Below are 25,155 nucleotides of genomic sequence, written 5' to 3' on the forward strand. Positions count from 1 at the left end.
AAATGTAGGGCTATTTGCTTGCCAAGATTGTGAAAATATCTATTCGGTATTAACCACTCGTACACTAATACGCTCATTGTTCATCGGCTGCGGTGTTGTTTGCCCTGTCTCACTTTCCTGCACAGGTTTAGCGGATCCCATACCGGTGGCCGTCATACGATTAGCCGCAATCCCCTTTTGCAGCAACAGCTCCCGCACAACATCCGCTCTCTCTTGCGAAATTTCCTGCTCTTTAATTTCATTGCCCTCCCCTTGTACATGCCCTTCAATAGCAACCGTAAGCTGTGGGTTTTCCTGCATAATTTGTGCAAGTGCATCAATATCTGCGGACTGGGGATCAAGAATTTTTGCAGTGCCCTTTTCAAACTTCACTCGCAGAATAAATTCCTGGTTCGGGTCCCGATCAAAGCTCTTCAAGTAATCCCGCAAGTTACTAGAGAATTTATCCGGGCCCAACTGAGCCTGGGCGCTATTTTCATTGGGAGGAGTATCGCCAGCAGGCTGTGAGGGCGCTTCCATAAAAGCCTGTTCCTGTGGAGTCTCAAAAGGTTGGCCTGCCGCTTCCTCCTGCCTGCCCTTGTCCATGCACATATTTAAGGCATAGAGGGCAATTAGTACCACTAATAACGGAAAAAACCAGCTGCTAAAACTTACGGGCTTTTTCTTTTCCACATGGCCATGCAGGGCTTGTTCCCGAGGTTCCTGAGGCTTGGCATGGCCATGGGTAACCAGGGCGGCCCCCAGATTATCAAACCCTTTTACATCAAGAGCATCCAGGAGTGCATCAGGGACCTTGTTGCGTAAAAACTCTCTCTGACCAATTAAAAATGAAGCCAAGTCAGAGACGTCCATTTTGTTGGCTTTTACCTGAGCGCCTAGCAGGGCCATCACCAGTGGCAGCACCAACTTTAATAGGTGGCCACCTTCATTACCCGGCAGTTCTGTAGTGGCTACTTTGCTCACTTCTTCGACCCGGGTACCAAATACTTTTTGCAGCATGGCATCACCGACTGGCAGTGAGGCTTCCAACTTTGCCTTATCTGCAAACTGCTGCAAAACACTGGGGAGATCCGCAACTTCAGTGTCCGTAACCATATTGAACAAGTAAGCCATACCAGTTTTACTACTGGCTTTATTCAGCATGCCTGCAAGAACAAATGCAATTCCAGTATCCAGTGCTGACTGACCTTTCTCTGCCGGAAGGTTGAGTGCAGATGCCAGGGTACCGATACCCGAGGTGCCCAGTTGGCTCGCCGCCAGTTCCAGTAGATTCTCTGCCATAGTCGATCCTCACTGCCAGACAACCGCAAGCTAAAGCCACTCTTTAAATGGTGTTGGTGATGAATCAACCCAGATAAAGGCTTTTTCCTGTGAGCCAAAACCCACAACTAAATTTTTCGGTGGGGCTATTGCGGCTTAAATACAATCTAATCGGCTGCTATTCGCTGGCCGAAAATAAAAAATAAAGCGCCTTATTTGAGTGTACGGCACACCACTCATCGAGTTAGTTTGATTTGGAATAAGTAAAGTAAAAAGATTCGCTGCATTAATTATCTGAGCTGACAACCACGTCACCCCCCCTGGCGTCTTTCATCATTGCGCCGAAACCCCACACAACTATGGTTGTACCCACAATCAAAAATAAAGAGGCCATAACCGTGCCCAGTGAAGCCTATATCTACGATGCAATCCGCACCCCGCGTGGCAAAGGAAAACCCAGCGGCGCGCTGCACGAAGTCAAACCCATCACCCTGCTCTCCAACCTGCTGCGCGAATTGCAACAGCGCAGCCAACTGGATACGGCCAGGGTCGATGATGTGGTAATGGGGTGCGTAACACCTGTCGGTGAGCAGGGCGCTGACATCGCCAAGGTCGCCACACTCGGTGCCGGTTGGGACTGGGATATTGGCGGCGTCACCTTAAACCGTTTTTGTGCCTCCGGTGCCGAAGCTGTTAATTTAGCCGCCGCCAAGGTCCGCTCTGGCTGGGAACAGCTTGTTGTGGCCGGTGGCGTTGAGTCTATGTCGCGGGTGCCCATGGGCAGTGATGGCGGTGCCTGGGCTATGGACCCACAAACCGCCATAGAAACAGGCTTCGCACCCCAGGGCATCGGAGCCGACCTAATTGCCACGCTGGGGGGCTTTTCCAGGGAAGATGTGGATAACTTTGCTCTGCACTCCCAGCGCAAGGCTGCAAGTGCCTGGCAACGTGGTGCCTTCAACAAATCCGTAATCCCCGTGCGGGACCAGAACGGCCTGTTACTTCTCGATCGCGATCAGTTGGTGCGCCCAGAAACCTCCATGGAGGGGCTTGCCAATCTCTCCCCATCTTTTACTGCCATGGGCGACCTCTGCTTCGATAGCGTAGCGATTTCCCGCTACCCCCAGGTGGAAGCTATCGAACACGTACATACCGCTGGCAACTCCTCAGGCATTGTGGACGGCGCCGCCGCCATTCTTATCGGCAGTGAGCAGGCCGGAAAAGACCTGGGCCTGACACCCCGGGCACGTATCGTCTCCGCCGCAGTCGTCGGCACCGAGCCCACCATCATGCTGACTGGACCCGCTCCCTCCGCTCGCAAAGCCCTCAGGGCTGCGGGCCTAAGCGCCCATGACATAGACCTGTACGAAGTCAACGAAGCCTTCGCTGCAGTAGTGCTGCGCTTCCAACATGAATTGGATATCGACCCGCAGAAAATCAATGTCAACGGCGGCGCTATCGCTATGGGTCATCCTCTCGGCGCCACTGGTGCCATGTTAATTGGCACCGTGCTTGATGAATTAGAGCAACGTCAGTTGCGCTATGGCTTGGTCACCCTATGTGTAGGTGGCGGTATGGGCGTGGCAACTATTATCGAAAGAGTCTAGGGGGAAAATATGAAATCTATACGCTTGGAAAGAGACAGCGATAACATTGTCCACCTGATTATGGACAACCCCAATGCCTCCGCCAATGTAATGGATCGGGATTTTACAGACTCACTACAGGCCGCGGTGGAGGAGATAAAACAGTGGGACTATGCGGGGATTATTGTCCGCTCCACTAAAAAAACATTTTTCGCCGGCGGCGATCTCAAGTCCCTCTATGCCGCAAAGAAAAGTGAGGCTCAGGAGTTTTTTAACTCTTGTGAGGCCCTTAAGGCAAACTTGCGCTGGCTAGAAACTCAGGGCAAACCTGTTGTAGCGGCAATCAATGGTGCCGCTCTCGGCGGCGGCTGGGAAATTGCCCTCAGCTGCCATCATAGGATCGCCTTGGAAGACAACTCAGTAAAAATAGGGCTACCGGAAGTCACCCTTGGGCTGCTGCCTGGTGGTGGAGGCTGTGTACGTATGCCCCGCTTGCTAGGTATTCAAAATGCACTGCCCTTCCTGCTGGAAGGTAAGCAGGTAAAGGCCAAGCAAGCATTGGCAAGTGGTTTAATTCATGAGACAGCCCAAAATGCCGGAGAGCTGCTCAATAAAGCTCGGGACCATATCCTCAGCAACGGTGAACAACCGAGCCTACAGCCCTGGGACCAGCCCGGTTACCGTATGCCCGGCGGTGACGCCAAAAATCCTAAAAATGCCCAGCTGTTGATGATTGCCCCCGCCATGCTGGAAAAGAAAACCCACGGCTGTATGCCCGCTCCTGAAGCGATACTGGCGACGGTTATCGAGGGCGCCCAAGTGGATTTCGACACCGCCACGCGTATCGAATCGCGTTACTTTGTCGACCTCACTTGCGGTCAAGTAGCAAAAAATATGATCGGCACCTTCTGGTTTGCTCTTAACGCGCTGAAGGCCGGCACCTCTCTCCCACCAGCCGCACGCGAATCGAAAACCACAGCTATCAAAAAGATCGGCATACTCGGGGCCGGAATGATGGGTGCTGGCATTGCCTATGCCTGTGCCAGCAAGGGCATTGAGGTTGTGCTGAAAGACATTTCCACCGAGGCAGCCTTAAAAGGTAAAAACTATGCAGAAAAGGCACTGCAAAAACGTCTGGAGCGCGGCCGAACAGACGAGGCACACGTACAGACTATCCTGTCTCATATTCACCCAACAGATAATGCCGCCGACTTGAGCGGTTGTGAGTTGATCATTGAAGCAGTGTTCGAGGACCGAGAGTTAAAAGCCGAAGTTACCCGCGAGGCAGAAGCCCAACTGGATAGCAGTGCTGTCTTCGCCTCCAACACCTCCACACTACCAATTACCGGCCTGGCTCAGGCCTCTGCTCGGCCAGATAACTTTATCGGCCTGCATTTTTTCTCCCCGGCAGACAAAATGCCGCTGGTGGAAATCATCTGTGGTAAGCAAACCAGTGAAGAGACCTTGGCCCAGGCTTTCGCCTTCGTTTTACAAATCGGCAAGACGCCGATTGTTGTTAACGATAGCCGAGGCTTCTTCACCTCTCGGGTCTTTGGCTGCTTTACCAATGAGGGAATTGGCATGCTTGGCGAAGGGATAAATCCCGCCACGATTGAAAATGCCGCATCCCTGGCCGGATTCCCAGTAGGGCCTCTAGCTGTGAGTGATGAGGTCTCTCTCACCTTAATGGGAAAGATTCGCCAACAGACAATTAACGACCTGCAGAAGGAGGGTAAAAGTGTCCCCACACACCCTGCAGAATCTGTAATTGATCATATGCTGGAACTTGGCCGCGCCGGCAAGTTGGCGGGTGGCGGTTTTTACAGCTATCCAGAAGGGGGTAAAAAACACCTTTGGCAAGGCCTGCAGCAGGAGTTTCCAGCGGCCAAACAACCCCCCGTTGAGGATATCAAGGAGCGCCTGTTATTTATCATGGCCATAGAGACACTGCGCTGCTACGAAGAAAAAGTGCTACGCAGCGTGCGAGAGGCCAATATCGGCTCAATTTTTGGTATTGGTTTTCCTCCCTGGACCGGCGGAGCCCTGCAATATATTAACCAATATGGCGTTGAAGCTTTTGTACAGCGCGCCCAAAAACTTGCCGAAACCTACGGGGACAGGTTTTCTCCCCCGGAAACATTAATAGCACTCGCCGAGTCCAGAGAGGAGTTGAAGGATACCCATTAGTCACATAAAGACTACGGAGTCGCTGATGAGCGAGAAGACTCAGCAGAATTAACGGGGCTGCCACGCCCGGGCAGTCCCGCAATTGCACAAATGCGAAGAGTCTACAATTCCAGATAATAAAAACGAATGTTGGAGTTCAGAATGATACCGAGAACCGTTTACAACGAAGACCACGAGCATTTTCGCGATACCGTGCGAAAGTTCCTCGAAAACGAGGCCATCCCCTTTCACAGTCAGTGGGAGAAAGATGGGCAGGTCGATCGTGCTCTTTGGAATAAGGCCGGTGAAATGGGCTTTCTCTGCCCTCAAATCTCCGAATCCTACGGCGGCCTTGGGCTGGACTACGGCTATAACTCTATTATCGATGAGGAAATCGCCCGTGCAGGTCTTTCTGGCATCGGCTGGGGGCTGCACTCCAATATTGCCGTACCCTACATTATTAATTACGGCAGTGAAGAGCAAAAAAAGGAGTACTTACCTAAATGTATCAGCGGTGAAATTGTAACGGCCATCGCCATGACAGAGCCCGGCGCTGGTTCCGATCTGCAAGGAGTAAAAACAACCGCAATCAAGCGTGGCGATCACTATCTACTCAATGGTTCCAAGACATTTATAACCAATGGCCAGCACGCCGATCTGGTTATCGTTGTTGCAAAAACAGACCCCAGTGAAGGGGCTTCCGGAGTAAGCCTGTTATTGGTTGATGCCAAATCGGAAGGATTCAAAAGAGGCAATAATCTGGAAAAAATCGGCATGAAAGCTCAGGATACCTCCGAGCTTTTCTTTGATGATGTCAGAGTACCCCAGGAGAATTTACTGGGAGCTGAAGGCCAAGGTTTTGTCTACCTAATGCAGGAATTACCGCAGGAAAGACTCAGTGTAGCTATTTTTGCCATTGCCAATGCAGAAGCGGCATTAGGGTGGACTATTGACTATGTACGAGACCGCAAAGCCTTTGGAAAACCGATAGCCGCGTTTCAAAATACACAGTTCAAGCTGGCGGAACTGGACAGTGAACTCTCTGCCCTCAGAGTCTTTGTGGATCGTTGCCTGGAACTCCATTACGAGAAAAAGCTTGATGTAGCCACTGCAGCAAAAGCCAAATTACTCGCTACCGACTTCCAATGTAAGATGCTGGATGAGTGTGTTCAGCTCCATGGTGGATTCGGCTATATGTGGGAGTATCCTATTGCCCGCTCCTGGGCTGACGCCAGGGTACAACGTATTTATGCAGGAACGAATGAAATCATGAAACTCATTATTTCTCGTGAAATTCTCCGTGATAACTAAGTGCAATAACCCGGCGGCCTACACTACCGCCGGGTTCAACCCGCCACTGTATTAATAAGAGAACACTTAATCGCCGATCCAATTTACGATTTCATCTACACCAATCTCTATTTGCCATCAACTAATAAATAAAACTCTTCCACAAAATTCGTTCATACTTGTCATACAAAAGATTAATTGCATGTTTAACTTCTGAAAATTTCTTTACGTAAATCTCCAAATAATAATCTATAAAATAAGCAATGAATAAATCTATCACCCCCCTGCAAGGCCTACGTATACTCGATTTCACCACCCTGCTTCCAGGTCCATACGCCACTATGTTATTAGCGGACATGGGTGCGGAGGTTCTACGTATAGAGTCGCCGAATCGTCCGGATATGCTTAGGGGGCTTCCTCCTATGATCGACAGTGAAGATCCCGTTTCCGCAGCTCATGCAACAATTAATCGCAACAAAAAATCTTTGGCTTTAGATTTAAAAAGCCATGAAGCAAAGAAAATTATTGAAAAACTACTCTCTGAATACGACATTGTCATTGAACAATTCCGCCCAGGAGTCATGGATAAGCTTGGTTTTGGCTATGAAGACCTCAGTGATATACGCACAGATATTATCTATTGTTCAATCACCGGATACGGACAAGATGGCCCTCTTAAAATGCGTGCTGGGCATGATATCAATTATCTTGCACTCTCAGGGCTCGCCAGCTATTCCGGTCGGCAGAGTAGCGGACCCAATCTGAGTGGTATGCAAGTTGCCGATATTGCCGGTGGATCCCACCATGCAGCCATGGCAATTCTTGCCGCCGTGTATCACCGCCAACAAACAGGCAGCGGCAGCTATATCGATATCAGTATGACCGACTGTGCCTATGCATTGAATGCCATAAGCGGAGCCAGTGCTCTCGCAAATGGTGGAGATCCTAAGGTGGAAATGGAACTGCTTAACGGTGGAAGTTACTATGATTATTACCGTACAGCCGATGACCGCTATCTATCCGTTGGCAGCCTTGAACCTCAGTTTGCCGAAGCTTTCTTTCAAGGAATTGGGCATCCGGATTGGATGGTTCGGGTACTAGAGAGCGATCAGCAAGAGAGCTTGAAACAAGATATCTCCGAGGTTATACAACAACGTAAGCTGAGTGAATGGATTAATATTTTCTCTGACCTCGACGCCTGCGTTGAGCCTGTTCTCAACTTTAGTGAAGCAACAGAAAGTAAATTGTTCAAAGAGCGGCAAATGGTTGTAAACGCAAAGACCAAAAGTGACAGCCCTCTCCTACAGATCAACACGCCCTTCAAGTTTAATGGAAAGAAAAATATACAACACCAAGCAGGCTCCAAACTGGGTGCCGATAGCCGATCCCTACTGAGCTCACTAGGGTTTAACACTGAGGACATTGACCGACTAATTGCTCAAAAAGTTATTGTTTAGACCAACTCAAAAAACTTCCAGAGGAATAACTTGATCCAGAATCGCCCGAACATTCAGATGCATAAGCAATATTTGAAGTAAAGCAGTGAAAGGTATTCGCTGAAGAACCGCTAAGCCTACAATTCAAGTCGTATTTACATCCTTCGGAGATCTTGAGGTTTTGATCAATTGTAACTGGTAGCAGTCAACTTTAAGGACTCTTAGGGTTTATGCCCCCCATGCTATTTCTCACTTAAATAGCGTCAATCAATAGGCAAAATAAAGCAACTATAACAATCCTAAACAGTGAACACATACAGTACACTATAATCATAAAATCAATGACTTTGGCGTAAAAGCGTAACTTCAATCTGCGATGAACTACTAAACTTTAGAAGTTATGAGACCTGAAAAGCATACAAGTAGCTTTACTCTTAACCAAATATAACCTTTTGACAAAAACTGCATTCCAAAAAGGCTTTCCTTTTGAAAACGCTACGATTAATACTCGGCGACCAGCTCAACCATAAGCACTCTTGGTATAAATCAAGCAATCCAGATATTTTCTACCATATTGCCGAGATACGACAGGAGACAGATTACGCCATTCATCATATTCAAAAGGTGGTTGCCTTTTTTGAATCCATGCAAACGTTTGCCGAGTGGCTAAAATCACATGGTCATCAAGTCATTTACTATCAGATTGACTGCAAAGAAAATCGACAAAATCTTAAAGAAAATATTCGACAAATAGTTGCCCAGCTAGATATTCAGAGATTTGAATATCAACTGCCTGATGAGTATCGCCTTGAAGAGCAACTAAATACAATAGTTCAAGAGTTGCAGATAGAGTATAAAGCCTATGACACAGAACATTTTCTAACCACCAGAAACTACTTAAAGGATTTCTTTAAGGGAAAGAAAACTCTCTTAATGGAAAGCTTCTATCGCCATATGCGCAGGGAAAACAATATACTTGTCGATAAAAAGGGGGATCCTGAAGGAAACCAGTGGAATTTTGATAAAGGGAATCGAAAAAAATGGAGTGAAGATCCTCAAATTCCTCGACAATACCTATTTCGAAAGAATGTGGAAAAAACACTTAAACGTATCCAAGCCACAAAAATAAAAACCATTGGTTCTATTAACGCCAAGCATTTTACCTGGCCAACAAGTAGAGAAGATAGCCTCAAAGTCCTTAACCATTTTTGTAAATATCTTTTACCACACTTCGGCGATTACCAGGATGCGATGGACCCCAACGAGGCCTACCTTTTTCATAGCCGCCTGAGTTTTTCTCTTAACTGCAAATTACTATCCCCCAGTGAAGTTATCAATCGCACTATTGATCATTGGAATTCCAACAAGAAGGAAATTCATATGAATCAAATAGAAGGGTTTGTCCGGCAAATTCTTGGCTGGCGGGAGTATATGCGCGGTATTTATTGGCAAGAGATGCCAAACTATACGAAGATCAACAAACTACAAAATCATAATTCGCTGCCCAATTTCTATTGGACAGCGCAAACGGATATGTACTGCCTTAAAAGCGCTATCAAAAACAGCCTTGAGCATGCCTATGCCCACCACATTCAGCGTTTAATGATAACTGGTAACTTTGCTCTTTTAACACAAACCGACCCAGACCAGGTAGATGCATGGTATTTAGGGATATATATCGATGCTATTCAGTGGGTAGAGTTACCGAACACTCGTGGTATGAGTCAATATGCCGATGGCGGACTGGTCGCAACAAAGCCTTATATAAGCAGTGGCTCGTATATCAATAAAATGAGCAACTATTGTGATAACTGCCGATACGATGTAAAGAAGAGAGTTGGTGAAGATGCATGTCCCTTCAATAGTCTTTATTGGAATTTTCTCTTAGAAAAGCGCAATTATTTTAAGAAAAACCCGAGAATGTCTATGATGCTCAGCCTCTTAGATAAATTGACAACGAAGGAAAAAAAAGATATCCAAGCTCAAGCCAGTAGTTTCATAAATTCTTTAAGCTGCAATTAGAAAATTCACTCGTCTGCTCCAGCCAAGAGGCTTAAATAAAATAACCTCGCAACCATCAACACTGCAGGCAGCACTTTCACTTATAAAATGGTTTTCAAAAACACGAAACAATAAAGGCAGGAAAAAAATAATAGGAGGTAAAAAATTTAAATTAACCCAAGATACAATACAAAAGACAATACATATGGTATCTCGGGCTAACTCAATATGTGCTAACTGTGGTCCATGGCGCTATTTAAACATCAGCTCTGGGTTCACCATAGTTTTCATTTCCAGCACATTACCGTTCGGATCTTCGATAAAGAAGGTTTCCTGTTCGTACTCACTGCCAACGAAGCGACGATATGGCTTATCCAAGTACTCCAGGCCAGCAGCTTCGATACGAGCTTTCAGGGCTTGGAATTCAGCATCCGGCAGGTGAATACCGAAATGGGGAACAGCTACCGCTCCCATATCAACCTTATGGCGTACGTTCGGCAGCTTCTCTTCACTCTGATGCAAAGTAAGTTCATTGCCCCAGAAATCGATATCTACCCAACGCCCTTCTTCGCTGTTTCCAGTTTTACAGCCAAAAACGTCACAGTAAAATTTCTTGGCTACCTCAAGGTCCCCTGCGGGGATTGCAAGGTGCAAGCAATTGGATTTCATAAAACCTCCCACTCCCGGCCGCTCTTCTTCATCCCGCTGATTGACATAAATCACAAGCCAACACCCTGGGGGATAGATTTCTCAAGCAACCAATTGGTACATACGGGGTATAGCGACCCCAATTTTTTATTTACGCCACCAGGGCCGATCAAGGGCTTCCCAGATGACATCCGGATAACAAGGCAGCTGCCAGAGCCCCGAGAGATACATATTGCACCTATTTATAGGGCGGTTCGTGAGTCTCTCCCACCAAGTGCTCAAAAAAACAACAGAAGGCGTAATCAGGTCACTACTAACCGGCAAGCCTTGAAATATCCTCCTAATTGAGTGCAGTACTTTAACACATGTGTTGCTGGGAAGAACTGACTCTGATTAATAACGAAGTTACTCACAAGTCACTCGTAAGTCACTCCTACATCAGGGCCCACTATTAAAAGAAAGCCTTACATAGAATCTTCACGATGCACCTCAATGGTGCATGCTAGTAGGATGACCCGTGCACAAGATGTACTCAGCTCCGCTTAATACTGTTCCCTTCAGGTCTTTCCACAACGCTTTGCCTTACAAACTCTTGCACCTTATTAGTGCTCCCTGTACCACCTGGCGCCCTATTTGCAGGCAGCAAGTATTGGTCCACAACCTTTCCTTATTTAAAGTACCGGTTCAAGGTAACCAAAAATCAGGCCAGCCCTTCAATAGGCCTTTTTCCCGGTTGTAGGCTTACCCAACCGCTAAAAGGTATTTAGTTTTTATTTTTAAAAATTTATTAGTACTTCATTGCTTTAAGGCTACTCACCTAGAGGCTATTGCTGAAAAAAAATACTGGAAAACACTCGGTAAACTCGGGTATATTCCGCGACTATTTTTTAACCAACTGCCGACCCAAGTGTCGGCCGCCAGTGCGGTTTCCGCCTGTCGCTGTAACAGAGGTAATACAATGAAACCAACCAAGCCCCTGCTACTACTGGCCTCCGGCCTGTTGCCTGTAGCTGCCCAAGCAGAAATGACTTGGAGCGATAACAGCCTCAGCCTGTTGTATGGCCGCGACTATGAAATGAACTACAGCCTGACCACCGATGATTCCGAGCGCTCTGTAGTGACCTTTGAACACGCCAGTGGCCACAGCTGGGGAGACCTGTTTATCTTTGCCGACTATCTGCATTCAGAAGATGGTTCAAAGGAGCTCTATTCAGAAATTTCTCCTCGTCTGAGCCTGGGGAAGCTCAGCGATCGTGAACTGGCTTGGGGGCCGGTAACCGACGTATTAGTGGCAACCACTGTAGAGCTGGGCAATATGGATGACCCCGATCACCTCACAGCAACAGGCCCGCATTTCACCAACGTTCTGACAGGTCTCGGTTTCGACCTTGCAGTTCCGGGTTTTTCCTTTGTCCAAGTAAACGCCTACCGCCGCGATAACGATGACAAGGCCAGCAACGAGCAGCTGACCCTGGTTTGGGCCATGCCATTTACCCTGGGAGACTCCAGCTTCGTATACGACGGTTTTATCGATTGGACCAGCGCCGCAGAAAATACACACCCAAGTATGAACTTTACCTCCCAGCTCAAGTGGGACGTTGGCGCCAATTGGGGTGAGCCGAAAGCCCTGTATGCCGGTATTGAATACGTGCATTGGAATGACAAATTTGGGTTCAAAGATGGAACCTTTAATACCGACTCCAACGAGCGCAATGTTAACCTGCTAGTAAAGTACCACTTCTGATATGAAACCCTCTGATATCCAAACATCAGCGACCCCAGGGTCTGGTATTCCCCAGGCGGGCGGCGACGCCTCTTTATTGGAAAAGCTGTTCAAGCTGTCTGAGCGTCAGACAAATGTTCGCCGGGAAGTGATTGCCGGTGTAACCACTTTCCTGACTATGGCTTACATCATTTTTGTAAACCCCAACATCCTGGCGGCGGCTGGTATGGATAAGGGCGCCGTGTTTATGGCGACCTGTCTTGCTGCTGCGATCGGCTGTCTAATCATGGGGCTGTACGCCAACTACCCCATCGCACTGGCGCCGGGAATGGGCCTCAACGCCTTCTTCGCCTATGTAGTGGTGGGCGAAATGGGCTATAGCTGGCAGGTTGCCCTGGGTGCAGTGTTTATATCAGGGGTAGTGTTCCTACTGCTTAGTATCTTTAAGTTGCGGGAATGGATAATCGACAGTATTCCCACCTCCCTGAGGCAGTCCCTGGCAGCCGGTATTGGACTGTTCCTGGCGATTATCGCCCTGAAGAGCTCAGGGATCGTGGTTGCCAGCCCCGCCACCCTGGTGACTCTGGGGGACCTTAAGTCTGTTGAAGCTATGCTGGCTGCTCTGGGCTTCTTTATTATTGTGGCTTTGTCCTACCGCCGTATGCTCGGCTCGGTAATGATTGGCATTCTCGCAGTTACCGTTATTGCACTGGTTATTGGTAAAGTAGAGTTCACCGGCCTGGTCTCCGCACCACCGAGCCTGGCGCCCACCTACCTCGAACTGGATATCGCCGGGGCATTTGAAGTGGGTATGATCAGTGTAATCTTCGCCTTCCTGTTCGTAGACCTGTTCGATACTGCCGGCACTCTGCTGAGTGTCTCCGACCGCGCCAAGCTTCTCGATGAAAACGGTAAGTTGCCGGGCATGGGCAAAGCCCTGATGGCAGACAGCTCCGCTTCTGTAGTCGGTTCTGTTCTGGGTTCGTCCACTACTACTTGTTACGTTGAGAGCACCGCGGGCATTACCGCAGGCGGACGCACCGGTCTGACTGCAGTGGTCTGCGCTGGTCTGTTCTTGCTGGCAACCTTCTTTTCCCCGCTGATCGGGATGATTCCCGCTTATGCGACCGCCGGAGCTCTGCTGTATGTCGGCGTCCTGATGACCTCCGGTCTGTCTTCCATCGACTGGGATGACATCACCGAAGCCGCTCCGGCGGTGATTGCGGCAGTAATGATGCCGTTATCATTCTCTATCGCTCACGGTATTGCTCTGGGCTTTATTGCCTACGCAGTCATCAAAACACTGAGCGGGCGCAGTAAAGACGTCAGCATCAGTGTCTACGTGTTAGCGGCTCTCTTTATTGCCAAGTTCGCCTTTTTCTGAGGGGTACACAGATGAAAAAGCATTTTATCAGCGCACAGCAACTGCTGATTGATTCCTACGCGCTTGCCGAACAAATCTATCAGAGCGGCTTCCGCCCTAATTACATCGTTGGTGTATGGCGTGGCGGCGCTCCGGTAGGTATCGCGGTACAAGAATTGCTTCATGTGATGGGTGTGGATGCGGACCATATCGCAATCCGAACTTCCTCCTACCTCGGTATCGGCGAGCGCGACAAGAAAGTCCGAGTGCATGGTCTGAACTACCTGATTAAGCGCCTTGAGTCCCACGACTCCCTGCTGATCGTTGACGATGTGCACGATTCCGGCCTGAGTATTGAACAAACAATTGAAGACCTGCGCGCAGCCTGTAAAAAGAACACGCCAGAGATTCGTATCGCAACGCCTTACTACAAGCCGAAAAACAACAAAGCGAAGCGCGAGCCGGATTACTTTATCCACAAGACTGAAGAGTGGCTGGTATTCCCTCATGAGATCGACGGCCTCACCCGGGAAGAAATCCTGGAGAACAAGCCTGAACTCGCCCCTTACGTTGACCGGATTGCTACCGCAGTCTGATCCTCTTTGTTACCGGGGACTCAAGTCCCCGGCACTTCCCCTTCTTTATCGTTGAGTTGTCGGTATCCTTACGACTCCTCTCGCTCCACCTCTTCCGGTCTAAAAACTACGCTAGAACCGACAAGCTACAATCAAGCCCCATACTTCAAACCTTTCTCAAAAGCCCCCACTTATGCAACTAAAGTTAGTTTTAGGCAATTTATTAAATAGAAAAGTTGGTCCAGAATTAAGAGGGCCTTGAATAAATTCACAATGTATCTTTAGGGCTTCAAGTGGTAACAACGAACTATTTAAAGATTGTCTAAGATAACTGTCCCAATTGTCGGAAAATAAAAATGAACGACAAACTTGCAGGGCTCAGCCAAACACAACTCGATGCACACTGGATGCCCTACACCGGTAACCGGCAGTTCAAACGAGACCCACGAATTATTACAGCCGCTGATGGGTGCTATTTCACCAGCGCTGATGGTCGCCAGATATTCGATGGCCTTTCAGGCCTGTGGACCTGTGGCGCGGGTCATAATCGAAAAGAAATCGCCAAAGCCATTAACCAGCAGTTGGAGACTCTAGACTTCGCCCCCTCCTTTCAGTTTGGCCACCCCGGCTCCTTCAAGTTGGCGGAACGAATCACTCGCTTAATGCCGGAGGGCCTCAATCGGGTATTTTTCACCAATTCCGGCTCTGAAGCAGTGGAGACCTCGCTGAAGATTGCCCGTGCCTATTGGCGCAAAAGAGGACAGGCCAGCAAGACCAAACTGATTGGTCGAAGTAAGGGATATCACGGAGTGAATTTTGGTGGAGTTAGTGTCGGCGGCATCGGAGCCAACCGAGCCATCTATGGTCCGGCGCTCTCCACCGCTCACCTTCCCCATACACTACTGCCGGAAAATCGCTTTAGTCGCGGACAGCCTGAATATGGGGCACACCTTGCCGAATCACTATTAGAAATTATTGAGCTACACGATGCTAGCAATATTGCCGCTGTCATCGTTGAGCCAATGGCTGGCTCCGCCGGTATTTTACCCCCACCAGAAGGCTACCTACAGCGACTTAGGGATATTTGCGAGCAACACCAAATCCTACTGATTTTCGACGAAGTAATCACCGCATTTGGCAGACTGGGCACTGCCACAGGTGCAGAGCTTTTTGGCGTAGTTCCAGATATTATCAATATCGCCAAGCAACTCACTAACGGAGTCATCCCCATGGGAGCCACGGTGGTGCAGCAAACGATCTATGAGACATTTATGCAACAAGGAGGAGCCGACTACCAGTTGGAGCTACCCCATGGATACACTTATTCAGCGCACCCAGTAGCCTGTGCAGCAGCACTTGCTACCTTAGAACTTCTAGAGAGAGATAATCTTTTCAAGCACTCAGCAGAGCTTGCCTATCTTCTGGAAGAATATATACATCAGCTGAGCAACTTGCCTCTGGTTTACGATATCCGCAACTGTGGCCTAGCCGCTGCGCTAACGATTGAGAGAGCCCCAGGGGAGCCCTTATTACACCCATTCCGCATTGCCTTAAAGATGTGGGAAAAGGGCTTTTATGTTCGTTATAGCGGAGACACCATTCAATTGGGCATGCCATTTATTACACGCCGTGAAGAGATTGATGGGCTGGTAAACGCCCTCGCTGAGTCTGTTCTTGAAGTTGCTAACGGTCAATAGTGTTTTTATTCTGTTAGCGGCTTCCCCCCTTGCTAAACAGCAATTCACCCCATAAGAACAACTCCTTAACGCTCAAGCCCTGTTAATAAAATAATCCCGAATCTACATGGGATATAATTTTGAAGACTAACCCACTTTAACCGCTTTTTATTTGGGCCATTTCATCTATTTATTGTATAGCACCAATAGTAAGATTCTCGGTGCATACATTGCGGACCAATATAGAATCACAGCAATAACAACTAACCGATCGGTGAGACCACCATGATCAACCAAACCAAGATTAAAAGATTAAGACTTATTACCACTCTCTTGTGCAGTATCATGTTCGCTGCCTGTGAGCAAAAGCCAGGTAGTACAGAAGCCGCACAAACTTCTACAACAAAACCTGTAACAAGAGCGGAGATCGCGGGGCTATCTGAGAAATATGCAAAGCTGAGAAAACAGCAAATTGCAGAGGTAGATTACCAACTGAGTATTCATCTTGATCGCAACGGAGACAGTTTTTCCGGCACAGTTGTAACTGAAATTGAATTCAACAAACCCTTACAACAGCCTCTAACTGTCGATTTCTCTGGAGGTACTGTTGAAACTGTACAGGTGGATAACCAAAAGACTCCTTTCAGTTACAATGGACATTTTATTCGTATTGATAATACACAGCTACCCAATAAGAAACATACAATTACAATAAATTATCGACATCCTTATTCAAATAATGGATCGGGTCTATACCGATTTAAAGACGCTGTAGATGGTAGAGTCTATTTATATACTGATTTTCAACCCTATGACGCCAACCGCCTTTTCCCACATTTTGACCAACCAAACCTTAAAGCTCGCTATACACTAGATGTCACAGCGCCAAAAGAGTGGGTAGTAATCAGTGCGGAGCGGGAACATAGAGTAGAGCACGAGGGTGAAATAAAGCATTGGTTTTTTCCACAAACTCCAAAGTTCTCATCCTACATATTCTCATTACACGCTGGGCCCTACCATATTTGGGAGGATAACGCCAAAGGTATCCCTCTACGCCTGATGGCCCGCCAGAGCCTGGCACAATATGTTAAAACTGAAGACTGGTTTACCTTCACCAAGCAGTCCTTTGCATTTTTCCAACCCTATTTTGGAATAGATTACCCCTTTAATAAGTATGATCAGATCCTGGTACCCGACTTCAATGCGGGCGCCATGGAAAATGTGGGATCAGTCACTTTTAATGATGCCTACGTATCTCGTGGAGAAAAAACCCAGGCCCAACGTATGCGCTTGGCCAATGTTATTGCGCACGAATTGGCACATCAGTGGTTTGGCAATCTAGTGACCATGAACTGGTGGGACGATCTTTGGCTAAATGAAAGTTTTGCCACTTATATGGCCAACCTGTCTTTAGCTGAGAACAGTGAATTTTCCAATGCCTGGGAAAATTTTTATCTTGGTACTAAACAGTGGGCTTATTACTCCGATCAAAGGCCCACTACTCATGCCATCCAGCTACCAGTAAAAAATACCGAAGAAGCTTTTAGCAACTTTGATGGTATTACCTACGGCAAAGGGGGCTCTATACTCAAACAATTACCCTATTTCCTCGGTAAAGAAAAATTTCGTCAAGGCGTTAGCCGTTACCTGAAAGAGTTTTCTTACAAAAACTCTACACTTGATGATTTTATTAATCATCTGGGCAAGGCCGCCAGCATCAATCTGGAGGAATGGCAACAACAATGGCTTTATCAAGCCGGTCTTAACACTATTGAAGCAAGTTTCGAATGTGAAAATGATCGGATTACCGACCTTAGTCTGACACAGACAGCTCCAGATGATTACCCGACGCTACGCGAACAACGCACTCAGCTCGGTTTCTATCGTATGGATGAGGGGATTATGAAACGCTATGCCACCCTGTCGGTAAGGTACAGCGATTCATTAACCAAAGTAGAGAGCGCTAAAGGGTTATCCTGCCCTCAAATTCTCTATCCTAACGAGGAAGATTGGGCTTTTGCCAAGGTAACTCTTGACTCAATCACACTGAAAAATATGGCTCAATACCTCCATGCCATTGAAAATCCTTTCACCCGTCTTATGCTGTGGCAAAGCCTATTCGACAGCGCCTATGATGCAAAGCTCCCCCTTGATGAATACATCAGTTTTGTTATTAATAATGGTGGCGTCGAACAAGATATCAGTGCTATTCGACTCAATGCGCGCTATTTAAATTATGTCCATAGTTATCTAAACCAAGTTCCTATTGATCAACAGCGCCGTACTAAAATTCTAAAAAACATGGAGGATTTTGTGTGGGAGCGGCTACAGCAGGCACCTGCAGGCAGCGATCAACAAAAGACTTGGTTTGAGCTATTTACCGAAATAGCTCATTCGAACAGCGCGCTCAACAATGCCAAACTATTACTGATGGGTGAACTCTCAGTTAAAGGACTGATCTTAGATCCGGATATGCGCTGGGATTTAATTCACCTGCAAAATCGCTATTTATATTCTGATTATGAACAAGCTATTGCCCGTGAACTAAGCAAAGATAGCTCAGACAGATCAAAACTGAATGCCATTGCTGCCGAAGCGGTAAGACCTTTACCAGAAATCAAACAAAAATGGTTAGAAAACTTAATTCAGCACAGGGATAACTTCAAGTTGAGTGAACTGCGCAAGGCCTCTTATTCTCTATTTAAAGATGAACAAATCTCCCTATTTAATAATAACAGCGAAAAAATCCTTTACGCACTGGAGCAAATTAATAATGAGGATTCCTCAGAGCTAATCAGTAGCTATACCAATATTTTTCCCCTAATGTGCTCAGATAAGGGCGCTCAAAAAATAAGCACCACTCTTGAAGAAAACCCTCAATTTAAGCCCACACTGGTTAAAGCATTAAAAAATCATCTCTACACCAGTGAACGATGCATAAAAATGGGGCAAGCTTTACTCATCAAGAATAAAGGATAACATTGGATTCTATTTTTATAGATGCCCTGTAGAGCGCACAAAAAAATAAAAGAATCAATACTATAAGAATATTTAAGGGCCTCTGGGCCCTTATTTATTGAACTCGCCTTCCAATGGATAAATGCCTATAAAACAATGAAAACAATTACTACCCAACATAATTTAGCCCTGCATAAATTAAACATCAATGGTATCTATACTTAAAATAACAAAGGCATCTCTATGTATATAGCGGTTCAAAAAGACGATCTATCAGATGGTACCGTCGTAGAGTTATTGGCGCAGCACCTAAAAGAAATGCAACAGCACTCCCCCCCTGAAAGTGTGCACGCCCTCAAACCAGAAGAGTTAGTTGATCCCAAAATCACCTTCTGGAGCGCAAAGATCAATGGCGTTCTAGCAGGCTGTGGCGCCCTCAAGGAAGTCTCCTCTACTCTGGGAGAAATCAAGTCAATGAAAACCAGCCAATCTTTCCTACGCAAAGGTGTCGCTAAAGCAGTATTACAGGAGATAATAAATGAAGCCAGAAGACGGGGTTACAGTGAGGTAAAGCTTGAAACTGGTAACAGGTTAAATTTTGCTCCAGCAATAGCACTTTACTATCAAAATGGCTTTAAATCCTGCGGGCCATTTTCCAACTATAGAGAGGATCCACACAGTCTATTTTTTACAAAAAAACTTAGGCTGTAAGCAAGCTTTACCATTTAATTTAAGGGAAGATACAAACATATGCCTTACTCTAGAAGAGATTTTTTAAAAATTATCGGAGCGGCACCATTTATACTCGGTGGAATGGAGGGGAAAGCTGGAACATGGCAATCTGCCCATAAACTACGATTCATTAAACTACCAGACTTAAAAACAGCCGTTCAGGAAATATACCCCTCTGTATTCTTTGAAGAAATCTATATTTCAGGTGGTTTTATTCCATCATCTAATTCCATATTTTACGGTCTAGCCCCTACAGATCACACCTATATATTCTCACCCCAAACCAAAACTTGGCGAGATGGTCCACCACTTCCAGAAGCTATACACCATTTAGGTATGGCTGCAAACTCCAAATATCTTTATGGCATTGGAGGTTTCAATGGAGTAAAAAACAATGCTTGGCAGGCCAAGGCTACTGTTTATAAGCTGTCCAACAGTGAAGATATCTGGACCTCTGGGCCCCGCTTGCCCGCTCCCATGGCCGAAAGTATCTATGCCAACACATCAAAAGGCATCCATGTTATCGGTGGAAAAACACCTAACAACCAACTTAAAAATAGCGATACGAAAAATCATTATATATTGATAGACAATGCCAACTGGGAAACAGCAGCTCCGGCGACTATCAGCCGAAATTCCGCAGCAGGTGCGACATTAAACAATAGAATCTATGCTATTGGTGGGCGCCAAGCTAGCAATGGAAATAATAAGGCTAGGAATCTCTCCTACGCGGAAGTCTATGATCCCAGTTTGGACAAGTGGAATAAAATACGACCGCTACCCCAATCACTTGCCGGGCTAACTGCCACACCATTAAAGGGAAAGATAATAGTTACCGGTGGAGAAGCCTTTGGCCCCAACGGTTACTGGAAAACAGGCTCTGCATTTAACTCGATCTGGTCATACAACCCAATTAGTGATCAGTGGAGAAAAGAAATCTCTCTCCCTATGGCTCGCCATGGACACGGTGCTGTTACAATTAACGATTCCATTTATATTATTGGCGGAGCCGCTAAAGTTGGTCCACAAGAGACCTTAGCGTCGACTATTAAAATGAACTGGAAACCATAACCCCTAGATTTGTAATTTTCCGTATAAGCTTGGATTAATTATGCTTAAAAAAAGAGAATATCCCTTTCTACCGTCACAAAAAGGCCCTTATGTACATTCTGTTATCCATGAAAATACGCTCTACATTTCGGGCTTGACCGCACAGGGAACCACTTCTCAGAAAAAAGAATTTTTAGATCAAGCCCAAGAGGTACTCTCTCAGATAGATAATATCCTGGAATACGAGGGGCGGAGCAAGTCTGATCTGATTAAGTTAACAATCTTCATAAAGGACATCGAACAGACCAGTAACCTGCGCAAAGCGTTATTTCAGTTTTATGACGGAAACTTGCCAGCCTGTTCACTAGTAGAAGTTTCTAATCTGATTCACCCTGACCTAAAACTAGAGATTGAGGCAATAGCGGCTATGGTATAAGGCCATCAAGGCTAGAATCACCATTCGCCTCCCCGAGGAGGCCCATTACGCTCTACACCGAGATAGCCTATATATCTATCCCGTATCTCCCGCACGTACTTAACCGGCTCCCGACCCCGTACATAGCCAAAGCGACTCTGGCGATAGTATTCAGGCTTGGATAACAACAGCATGGCCTGTTCTACATGGCCAAACCATTGATTGGGATCTAACTCCATGCGCTGGGCAAGGGCTATAGCATCACGTACATGGCCATGGCCGGCATTATAAGCAGCCAAAGTAAAGTATATTTTTTGCTCCTGCGAAAGCATCTGTGGGAAGCGTTGATCAAGCCAATCGAGATAGGACACTCCCGCACGGATGCCATTCTCAGGCTCATAAAGATTATCAACCCCTAATTGGCGAGCAGTACGCGGGAGCACCTGCATCAGACCTTGAGCTCCGGCAAAGGAACGGGCGCGGGGATTGAATTGGCTTTCTTGGTACATCTGAGCAACCACCATGCGCCAGTCACGATCCGTTTTATCCGTATATTTATGGACTATAGGATCGTAGGGTGAAAGTGAATCACTACTACTGCGCAGGCGATTTTCCTGATGGCGAAGGATACGCTTTTTCTCTTTAAAGTACTTATTGTAAGTAACATTAAAAAACAAATCGCGATCGTGTTTATTTAAAAAGTTATTTAATTTTCCCAGCAGTTGGCTTTGATCTGCACGCACAGCCCAGGCTATTTCTCTGACACTGGGCAATTCAGCCACCACCCTAAAATCATCGCGATAAGTGCTCTCGATCGCAACCAGATGAGAATCTGCAATCGTATAGGGAAATAACCCCTGAGCAACGGCATCGATTAAATATTCGGTTGTTGCACCTAGCTGCTCAGATATCTGAAGTGGGGCGATTCCCTGCTCCTGCTGCAATACCACCATCTCTGAGAGACTCTCACGGTAGCTGGTTTGCGGGTTTACAGCCACCATCTTTCCCGACAGCATTTGCTCTAAAGGCACATCTCCTTGCAGGGAGATATCTTTGCTTGGAGCAATCAGCTGTTCAGTCACCTCAAGGTAGGGGCGCGTAAAAACGAGCCCCTGCTTACGGCGCATCTCGGTAATCGTCAGTGACGAGGCGATCATATCGCCCATACCTGCCTGCAGGGCATCTGCTAAATCCATATCCGCATCGGGCACGACCATACTGAGGCGAAGCTTATGGTCACGAGCAAATTTTTTCAGCAGGTCATAGTCGAACCCCATCAATTCCCCACGCCAAATAAAGTAAGAAGCTGGATGATTACGGGTCAGTACTCGCAGAGTGCCATCCGCTAAAATACCCTCCCAATCCCGCATCATTTTATTGGAGTTTTGCCCGGCCAATACCAATTCTGCCGTCAGGAATTCATTGAGCTCACGTCGTAGCTCTATGGCATTGAGACGCACTGCCCAGGCAATATCTCTGCTGGATTCCAGCTGATCGCTGGCAGCGAGCTGCGGATAATCGGGCAAAAGCGCATCGGCCAAATTACTGTCCATCACGGTTGCCTGATACTTACCTGCGACAACAGCATCTAACAATGCGCTGTTTGCCACCGCACCATCCAGGAGCGTGACCTTATAGGCCTGATCTGTATCTTCACTCAAGGTTTCGGCATAGGCACTGCCACGGCGTACGGCTACCTCCTGTAGCGGGCTATTCAAATCGCGAAGCGTAATTACTAGTTCATTCACCGTTTGTAGCGGCCGTGTGAACGCCACCTGCGAGCGTCTTTTGGCCGTGCGGGAAAAATTAGTGGCGATCACATCACCACGGCCTTCTGCCAAAGCGGGGACTAAACCGGAAAAGTTATCCACATAAACCCACTGGGGCCTTAGGTTGCGGCTGTAGGCAAATTTCTCTGCAAGCTCCCGCCACTCTCCCTGCGGCAAGCCAGAACGCGGCAGGGCATCCTCTTCAGGGCCCCTGGGGGCAAGTAAGCGCAAGATGCCTCGCTCCTGTAAGGCGGGTAGGTCTCCGAGTTCCGGGTAGTTCGCAAAAACAAATTCAGGTTCTTTAGTGGGTTCAGCGACGACCTGTTGGGGTTCAACCTGCTGTGATTCTACTTGTTGAGAAGAGCGCTTTTCACAGCTTACTGAACACATAAGAGCGACGATCAGAAAAGTTATCGCGACTATTTTTTTATGCACAGTTCAACCTTATTTCAGCGAAATTGTTATTGTTATCTATCCACTTTTGGACTAATAGCGAATTAGTGCGGCGTAGAGTATTACTCTCGCCGCAAGGCGTCGGCGTCTATAGGTATTTAAAAACAAATTCTGACTTCTGTTCGATGTCTTTCAATAGTTAAAAAGCACCGGGTAAGGCGTCATCGTTATAATGTTAGTAGTTAAGTAGTACTCCCCCTTTATCAGGAAGAAACCCAACATCAGTAACAATAAGCCAAATCGTACCAGTTTTCCGCAGCCTCAATAAAAAAAGCCCGGCAAACCAAATTGCCGGGCAAATATACGTTGGCGACTATGGGTTGTCTCTTACATCAAGTGACAGCCCCTCTATTATTCTGTGAGCATCTTATTGTTATTAGCTGGATTTAGGCTTGCCCTGTAGCTCCGCCAATCTCATTTTTATTTGTCGGTTCTCCTCCTCATCCGGGAGTTCGAACATCAGCGGCTTTGCCACCCGGGCAAAGTATTCCGCATTTTTCTGTTGATAGAGTTCTTCTGCCAGCCACTGAGCAATATGGAGCTCCCGCGGTGCGCGCTTATAAGCTTCTTCAAGCTTGGATAGATATTCCTCACGGGGATAGCTCAACATTTCCATAGCCATGGCCAGACCAAACCAGTGAGAAGCATTCTGAGGCTCTTTATTCACCAGGTAGTCGAACTCTTCACGGGCCTTTTTCAGGCTGCGTAAATCGCGGGCATCGTTGGGAACCGTGGCCTGTTGATTCACCGTCAGCCAGGCGTGGGCACTCAGGTACCAGGGTTGCCGGCGATCCTTTTTTGGCACACTGGCAAGCAAATGACTGGCCTGCGGAAAATCCCCTATACGCAGATCCGCACTCGCCTTAATGGCAGCCAGCTCAGTGCTGTAGATCCCTGTGTGGTAGGAATAGGTAATCAGATCGTCGAGGGCTTGTAGGTTGTAACCAGACTGGGCAATAAAGTTCGCCAGTACATTTACTGCTTCCCGCTTTTGCAGGCGCTTCACTCGAGGTGTCACCTCTTTAAAATCAGCAGGGATATCCCCACTGACCACCTCATATTCCCCTGAGTCAAATGCGGCTACATACACTTTTTCAAGCTCTTTTACCGACATTCCCAGGGCTTTCTCCAGTGATTTCACCGGATCTGCACCATCGTTGTAGTCTTTGACAAACTGCTTAAATTCTTCCGCCTTATCGCCCTCCATCATTAACCAGTGGGACAGCAACCAACCACTGGCATAGATATCGGCTTTCTCCTCGGGGTCGGTATCGTACACCGTTGCACGCAGCAGCCGGTCGAGCGGCATCAAGCCGGCATACATCAGAGTCTGAGCGCGCTCCTGGGGAATTTCGCCCAGTTCATAACGTCCCTTTTTAGGGAAGGACATAGTCGCCATAAATTCGGCAAAGCCCTCGCTATACCAGTAGGGGAAATGCGTGGTATTGCCGTTATAGCTAAGGAAATGGGTATATTCGTGAAAGAGAAATTCACGGGCCTTAAGCTGTTTTTTTACACTGCGGCCATCCAGGTTCACCAGGGCATAACTGCCCTCGGCGGAGGTATCAAACAGGCCGTTGGTCATCTCCGCCAACTCAGCCCCAACCAGACCCGCATAGGTTTTGCGGTCCCCGGCTGCATAAATTGTGAGCTTAGGGACGCTGGGGTCTACCTCCAACAGCTCTATGGCCACGGCGCGATAGCGCTCCAGATCGGCCACCAGGGTTTTTACCGCTTTGGGGTCGCCATCGGTAATAACCCGAAAGTTTTTACTGTCTACCTGATACCAGATCTCCTCGCCGAGGTAGCGGGATGCAGCATTGGCAGACAGTGAGAAAACGAAAAAAAGTACTAAGAAAACAGCTGAGCGAGAAACCATAGTTCAGGCCACCGAGTCATTGTTGCCGAAGCCCTCCGTGGCCAAATCGTAGAAGCACACATTACCGGTTTTTATTGATCAAAAAAAGATCGATACGAATAAGAAATGAACTTTTTAGGCGATTTTTATGTGACCATCTGGACAAAGTGAATTTAAAAAAGTCGATATAAAAACC

The 25,155-nt window shown here is 47.3% G+C and carries 17 protein-coding genes; 13 read left to right on the forward strand and 4 right to left on the reverse strand.

The window, feature by feature from the left end:
* Nucleotides 1-39 precede the first annotated feature (39 nt).
* A complete protein-coding gene (locus tag ACJJI0_RS13545; protein WP_444883002.1) occupies nt 40-1,281 on the reverse strand; it encodes an OmpA family protein in 1,242 nt (413 codons plus the stop codon).
* Between the two features lie 377 nt (nt 1,282-1,658).
* On the opposite strand from ACJJI0_RS13545, the gene ACJJI0_RS13550 reads away from it, so the two are divergent.
* From ACJJI0_RS13550 to ACJJI0_RS13570, 5 genes are all read left to right on the forward strand, one after another.
* A complete protein-coding gene (locus tag ACJJI0_RS13550) occupies nt 1,659-2,867 on the forward strand; it encodes an acetyl-CoA C-acetyltransferase (protein ID WP_444883003.1) in 1,209 nt (402 codons plus the stop codon).
* Between the two features lie 9 nt (nt 2,868-2,876).
* Nucleotides 2,877-5,033, forward strand: a complete 2,157-nt coding sequence (locus tag ACJJI0_RS13555; protein ID WP_444883004.1) for a 3-hydroxyacyl-CoA dehydrogenase NAD-binding domain-containing protein — start codon at nt 2,877-2,879, stop codon at nt 5,031-5,033.
* Nucleotides 5,034-5,174: 141 nt separating this feature from the next.
* Nucleotides 5,175-6,323 carry an acyl-CoA dehydrogenase family protein gene (locus ACJJI0_RS13560; RefSeq protein WP_444883005.1) on the forward strand — a complete coding sequence of 383 codons (1,149 nt, stop codon included), beginning with the start codon at nt 5,175-5,177 and terminating at the stop codon, nt 6,321-6,323.
* Nucleotides 6,324-6,565: 242 nt separating this feature from the next.
* The gene (locus tag ACJJI0_RS13565) at nt 6,566-7,759 is read left to right on the forward strand and encodes a CaiB/BaiF CoA transferase family protein (protein WP_444883006.1); all 1,194 of its coding nucleotides are present in this window, start codon (nt 6,566-6,568) and stop codon (nt 7,757-7,759) included.
* A gap of 465 nt (nt 7,760-8,224) precedes the next feature.
* Nucleotides 8,225-9,760 (forward strand): cryptochrome/photolyase family protein, encoded by a 1,536-nt coding sequence (locus ACJJI0_RS13570; RefSeq protein WP_444883007.1) that lies wholly within the window; start codon nt 8,225-8,227, stop codon nt 9,758-9,760.
* A 231-nt stretch (nt 9,761-9,991) separates the two neighbouring features.
* Here the strand turns inward: ACJJI0_RS13570 and ACJJI0_RS13575 are convergent, their stop codons facing one another.
* Nucleotides 9,992-10,408: a VOC family protein gene (locus ACJJI0_RS13575; RefSeq protein ID WP_444883008.1), complete on the reverse strand. Its 417-nt coding sequence runs from the start codon at nt 10,406-10,408 to the stop codon at nt 9,992-9,994.
* A gap of 937 nt (nt 10,409-11,345) precedes the next feature.
* Here ACJJI0_RS13575 and ACJJI0_RS13580 point away from each other — a divergent pair.
* From ACJJI0_RS13580 to ACJJI0_RS13615, 8 genes are all read left to right on the forward strand, one after another.
* Entirely contained in the window at nt 11,346-12,131 is a 786-nt protein-coding gene (locus ACJJI0_RS13580; RefSeq protein WP_444883009.1) for an outer membrane protein OmpK, read from the forward strand.
* Between the two features lies 1 nt (nt 12,132).
* Nucleotides 12,133-13,494, forward strand: coding sequence for an NCS2 family permease (locus ACJJI0_RS13585; RefSeq protein WP_444883010.1), 1,362 nt, complete (start codon nt 12,133-12,135; stop codon nt 13,492-13,494).
* 11 nt (nt 13,495-13,505) lie between these two features.
* Complete coding sequence (locus ACJJI0_RS13590; protein ID WP_252083610.1) at nt 13,506-14,069, forward strand: phosphoribosyltransferase; 564 nt, start codon at nt 13,506-13,508, stop codon at nt 14,067-14,069.
* A gap of 335 nt (nt 14,070-14,404) precedes the next feature.
* Nucleotides 14,405-15,745 carry an omega-aminotransferase AptA gene (gene aptA / locus ACJJI0_RS13595; protein ID WP_444883011.1) on the forward strand — a complete coding sequence of 447 codons (1,341 nt, stop codon included), beginning with the start codon at nt 14,405-14,407 and terminating at the stop codon, nt 15,743-15,745.
* Between the two features lie 264 nt (nt 15,746-16,009).
* Entirely contained in the window at nt 16,010-18,703 is a 2,694-nt protein-coding gene (gene pepN, locus ACJJI0_RS13600; protein WP_444883012.1) for an aminopeptidase N, read from the forward strand.
* A gap of 222 nt (nt 18,704-18,925) precedes the next feature.
* Complete coding sequence (locus ACJJI0_RS13605; protein WP_252083613.1) at nt 18,926-19,393, forward strand: GNAT family N-acetyltransferase; 468 nt, start codon at nt 18,926-18,928, stop codon at nt 19,391-19,393.
* A gap of 39 nt (nt 19,394-19,432) precedes the next feature.
* A complete protein-coding gene (locus tag ACJJI0_RS13610) occupies nt 19,433-20,485 on the forward strand; it encodes a Kelch repeat-containing protein (protein ID WP_444883013.1) in 1,053 nt (350 codons plus the stop codon).
* Nucleotides 20,486-20,525: 40 nt separating this feature from the next.
* Nucleotides 20,526-20,900: a RidA family protein gene (locus ACJJI0_RS13615; RefSeq protein WP_444883014.1), complete on the forward strand. Its 375-nt coding sequence runs from the start codon at nt 20,526-20,528 to the stop codon at nt 20,898-20,900.
* A 17-nt stretch (nt 20,901-20,917) separates the two neighbouring features.
* Here ACJJI0_RS13615 and ACJJI0_RS13620 read toward each other — a convergent pair whose 3' ends face one another.
* Both ACJJI0_RS13620 and ACJJI0_RS13625 read right to left on the reverse strand, forming a co-directional pair.
* Entirely contained in the window at nt 20,918-23,083 is a 2,166-nt protein-coding gene (locus ACJJI0_RS13620) for an MltF family protein (protein ID WP_444883015.1), read from the reverse strand.
* A gap of 394 nt (nt 23,084-23,477) precedes the next feature.
* The gene (locus ACJJI0_RS13625) at nt 23,478-24,980 is read right to left on the reverse strand and encodes a hypothetical protein (RefSeq protein ID WP_444883016.1); all 1,503 of its coding nucleotides are present in this window, start codon (nt 24,978-24,980) and stop codon (nt 23,478-23,480) included.
* Between the last annotated feature and the right edge of the window lie 175 nt (nt 24,981-25,155).

This window comes from Microbulbifer mixtoriginis (SeqCode) (genome assembly GCF_052466695.1).